This window comes from Marivita sp. (assembly GCF_017643905.1).
In the GTDB taxonomy this organism is placed as follows: domain Bacteria; phylum Pseudomonadota; class Alphaproteobacteria; order Rhodobacterales; family Rhodobacteraceae; genus Marivita.
In genome coordinates this window covers 1-3,815 of sequence record NZ_JAEPMO010000245.1, presented here as the reverse complement: position 1 = coordinate 3,815, position 3,815 = coordinate 1, and the positions used below count along the sequence as shown (strand labels likewise).

Annotated in this window: 7 protein-coding genes; all 7 read right to left on the bottom strand. The window is 64.5% G+C overall.

Annotation, left to right across the window (positions count from 1 at the left end; genetic code table 11):
- Positions 1-377 (bottom strand): GPW/gp25 family protein (locus JJ869_RS22615; protein ID WP_292271068.1); only part of this gene is annotated, 377 nt, incomplete at its 3' end.
- A gap of 15 nt (positions 378-392) precedes the next feature.
- The gene (locus tag JJ869_RS22610; protein ID WP_292271066.1) at positions 393-641 is read right to left on the bottom strand and encodes a hypothetical protein; all 249 of its coding nucleotides are present in this window, start codon (positions 639-641) and stop codon (positions 393-395) included.
- A gap of 90 nt (positions 642-731) precedes the next feature.
- Positions 732-1,031 carry a PaaR repeat-containing protein gene (locus tag JJ869_RS22605; protein ID WP_292271065.1) on the bottom strand — a complete coding sequence of 100 codons (300 nt, stop codon included), beginning with the start codon at positions 1,029-1,031 and terminating at the stop codon, positions 732-734.
- An 11-nt stretch (positions 1,032-1,042) separates the two neighbouring features.
- Complete coding sequence (locus JJ869_RS22600) at positions 1,043-1,555, bottom strand: phage baseplate assembly protein V (RefSeq protein WP_292271064.1); 513 nt, start codon at positions 1,553-1,555, stop codon at positions 1,043-1,045.
- A complete protein-coding gene (locus JJ869_RS22595) occupies positions 1,555-2,349 on the bottom strand; it encodes a hypothetical protein (RefSeq protein ID WP_292271061.1) in 795 nt (264 codons plus the stop codon). The genes JJ869_RS22600 and JJ869_RS22595 overlap by 1 nt, the downstream gene beginning before the upstream one ends.
- Positions 2,346-2,759, bottom strand: coding sequence for a hypothetical protein (locus tag JJ869_RS22590; protein WP_292271060.1), 414 nt, complete (start codon positions 2,757-2,759; stop codon positions 2,346-2,348). The genes JJ869_RS22595 and JJ869_RS22590 overlap by 4 nt, the downstream gene beginning before the upstream one ends.
- 336 nt (positions 2,760-3,095) lie before the next feature.
- On the bottom strand, positions 3,096-3,815 hold a 720-nt coding region (locus JJ869_RS22585; protein WP_292271059.1), incomplete at its 5' end, for a major capsid protein.

Sequence of the window (3,815 nt, the reverse complement as noted above, 5' to 3'; positions counted from 1 at the left end):
TCAATGACCAGGCTGCGCAAACCGGCGGAGGTGGGATCGCCCAGCAGGGCCCGGGGGCGGTACTCACCAGAGATCGACAGGCGCACAACCCCGTCCCGGGTGACATCCTTCAGCCCAATCTCCGTCACCTTGAACCGGGGCTCCCATTGCTCGATCGCCGAGGTGAAGGCCGCAAGAAACAGTGGCACCTCCGACCTGTTGATCTGCCGCCCGAGCAGCGTGGGCACAAACGAGCCGTACCATTCGCGCATGACGCGCGCGCCAAACCGCGTCGTGAAGATGTCCTGCAGGCACTGCACCACATGCGGCCAGCCCATGAGCGTGCCCCCTGTGGCCGCGTTCAGGCCAACCGAGGGGCTGTTGTAGGTCGGGTCCATTGGTTGGCGTCCGGTTTACTTCTTTGCGTCCTTCGTGGGGGTTTGTGGCGGGGCTTTGTCGGGCTCGTCCTCGATCGGCAGCGCCGAGGACGGTTCAGTCACCACCTTGGGCTCCGGGTTCGCGCCGTCCAGCGGCCGTAGCGTGCCGAGCCGAACCTCGTGTTCGGCCTGCTTTTCCGTCAGGGTCAGCACCGTGCCGACGCCGGTATTGTTGGTCCCGGCGACGAAACGCCCGGCTGTCTGGGTGATTGCGTAACGTGGCATGTGAGTGTTGTTCCTCTCTGGTTTGATGTCTCGTTGTCGTTGTCGTTGTCGTTTTACGCTTGTGGCTACCAACCCACTCCCCGTGACCTGTCATCCACCTGCAAACACGTCCGGCGATCCGCCGGTGATGGCGCCTGCGTCGATGGCGTCACCGACCCGGGCAATTGACATTGAATTGACGAACACCGTGGCGCTGCCGCCAGCGATGGAGACCGTGTGCGGGAGGCACAGTTTGCCGACCAGGCGCGTGTGTGATGCCGAAGGGTCGCCCCGCCGCGACACACCAATGCCGTTGGCAAAGACGTTTCCGCTGCCCCCGGCAATCGTGCTTGCCCCGTCGCAGGGGTGGCCCGTTGCAAACGGGTCCCCGATCCGCGCCACTGCTGGCATCTGCGCCTCCGTCAGTTGAGATCGATGCGCGCGCCTGTGATCTTCACGCCTGCGTCGGTCATCTCGATGCTGCTGCCGCCCGTGGAGAGCGTGACCTTCGCCGAGCTCAGCTCGAACAGCGTGCCGCCCACATCGACGCGGACCAGATCATCCGCCAGCGTCATGCGGACATTGCCATAGGTCACGACATTCTCGTCGCCCGCTATGGACGGGCTCGGATTGCCGCTGTGATGCGTCAGAGGCAGCGCCACCGCCTGCTGGAAATCCCCGCTGGGCGACATCGCTGTGAGCTGTTGCCCCACCGTGGGTGGGGTGTGCACACGCAGCGCCCCCGAGAATTGCGCATAGGGCACCCAAGGCGACAGGAACCGTCCCTCAGCCCCGTGGGCCGGGCCAAGGTCCAGCCGGACGCGCTGACGTTCGGGATCCACCTCCGCCACCGTGCCGTGGCGCAGGACACCCGCAAACCGCCGCTCCAGCTCGGCCACCCGGGAGACCAACTCGACCAATTCGCGCACCGCCATCAGGGCGCGTCCTCGGTCACGGTGACCACGCCGGCGCCGGTGCTGATCGCGCCCATGATAAATTCCACCGGGTCCACCGAAGGCGCGTCCCCCGCGCCAAGCCCAATGCCGTCCGAGACCTCGAGCGGAACACCCAGTGCATGCGCTGCGCGACGCCATTCGGGGACAAGCGTGCCCTCGATCTCTGCCCGGATCAGCGATGCAATGCCGGCCATCGCCGCGTCTGCTTCCATGAGCGTCAGCACCTTCGACCATGCCCCGGCCGCAGGGAGTGCAGCGCCGGGGACGGGAGCGTCGATCAGATCGCAGCTCAGCGTCAGCTGACGCGCCGCAAAGCGTACACCGTTCTCAGCGGAGGCGCCGCGTCGCGACACCTGCCGTGTGATCCGCGGCACCAGCATCATCCACGCTCGGGACCACGCCCCGTCATCCCGCGTCAGCGCCGAGACCACCTGATGCTCCATCAGGTCCAGCGTCAGCTCCATCCCCTCATCGGTATGCGGGATGGCGATGGTAAGAGCGCCGCCGTCTTCGTCCTCGGCCGGCACCTCGACGCGCGAGGCAATGGCAAGCTCGATCACCAGATCACAGCGATGCGTGCCGCTGCCGAGGTCGCGCCCGGTCACGTCGAGCTCGTGCTCGTCCGTCGTGAGGACCAGCAGGGGCAAACGCTGCGCGGCGATCGTCTGGTCAATCGGGTCCACCGCGCTGTCGAACACCCGCGCGCCCGCCAGTGTCTTGTCCCGCAAGGCGCGCGCCGCCGCAAGGCGCATGGCGAGGCGTGTCAGGCTCATGGCGTCTCGTCCTCCAGAACCAGGATAAGGGTCAGGTCCCCCATGTCCGACGGGTGAACTTGCGAAACAGAATAGACCGGTGCCCCCACGCGCCCGGTCAGGGTCAGCGCGTCGCCCTTTTGGGGGCGGGTCACAAGGGACTGAACCGTCTTTGTTGAGAGCCAGAACTCCGCACTCTGCGATACAACCCGCGTGCCGCCAGAAAACGCAGCCCCCGCAGTGCTGCCCTTGAGAGGGGCATCCGCGGGCCCCGCTGAGAACACACCCGTCACGGTGGCAACCTGGCGGGACGGATCCTCTGCGCGTTCGGCATATTGCGATGAAACGCGCGGTCGCAGGACAGCGACCTCCCCAAAGGCCGCGTCAATCGTCCCGGAGACCTGCGCGTCCAGATCGTCGAAGAGAGTCATTCTCGGTCCTTTCCGTCCCCAAATCCCGAACCGCACCCTGAGTCGCCGCCCGCCACCGCATCGCGGTGTAAGGCAAGCGCTATTGCACTCACAGAATCTGGGGATAACTCTGTGGAGTCGGCGGTACGATGCAGGCTAAGGCCCCGTTATTCGATGCCTTTCATCGAAATGCCTAAAAAACAGGCAATTCATAACGCATTGATTTTGCGCTGCATTTTATCAGTGCGGTAGGCCCGCAATCAAAAGCGTCCTTTTGTAACCTTTGGGTGTCAAGGGTGAATAACCTTGACGTGGCATCATGTGCCGCGCTGCGGCAAGTGTCAGAACTATCTGACATCACGTCCGCTTGCCCGGGATCAGCACCCGGGGGCGGGTACAGTATTGCAGCGCGTTCATCTGGAACTCGAGGTTCACACCCTTGCCGTTCTGCATCTCCCATTGCTTGCCGTAGAGGCGCTGGCCCGGGGTATTCACCGTCTCGATGTAATCGGCCGGGGCATAGACCGTGCGGAAGAGGCCGGGGACACCCATGGGCACAAGGTGGCACTTGTCGGTCTCGATGCCGACATTCTGGCCACCGCGATAGTTCATCCAGGTGATGCCGCCGAACTCGAAGGCGCCGTAGATGCCGGACGATCCCGAATTGATATACGCGTTGCGCAAGCTCGCCGCGTCGGCATAGCCCTTGTAGGTCTCGCGCACTTCCGGGTGGGCGATCAGGTCATCGAAGAAGGCATCCCCGCACAGGGCCATGATCCCGGTATAGGGCAGACCGTCCAGAATGGCGGCCATCTGGCGGATCACCCCGGCGCATTTCTTGCGCAGCGCGCCGTCGGTGGCACCCGCATTGTCGAGGTCAAAGTCCACCACCGCCTGCTGGCTTTCGCCGAACTCGGTGAAGTAGTCAAAAAGGACGGAGCCGTCCGCGTCGAGCAGCTGGCCGGTCTTGAGGATGTTGAGCCGGTGGTATTCCTCGGTCAGCGCGAAGAACTGGCTGGCCTCTGCAGCGCGGTCGGCGATCTTCTGCTGCAGCCGTTCTACGGCGACTTCCTGACC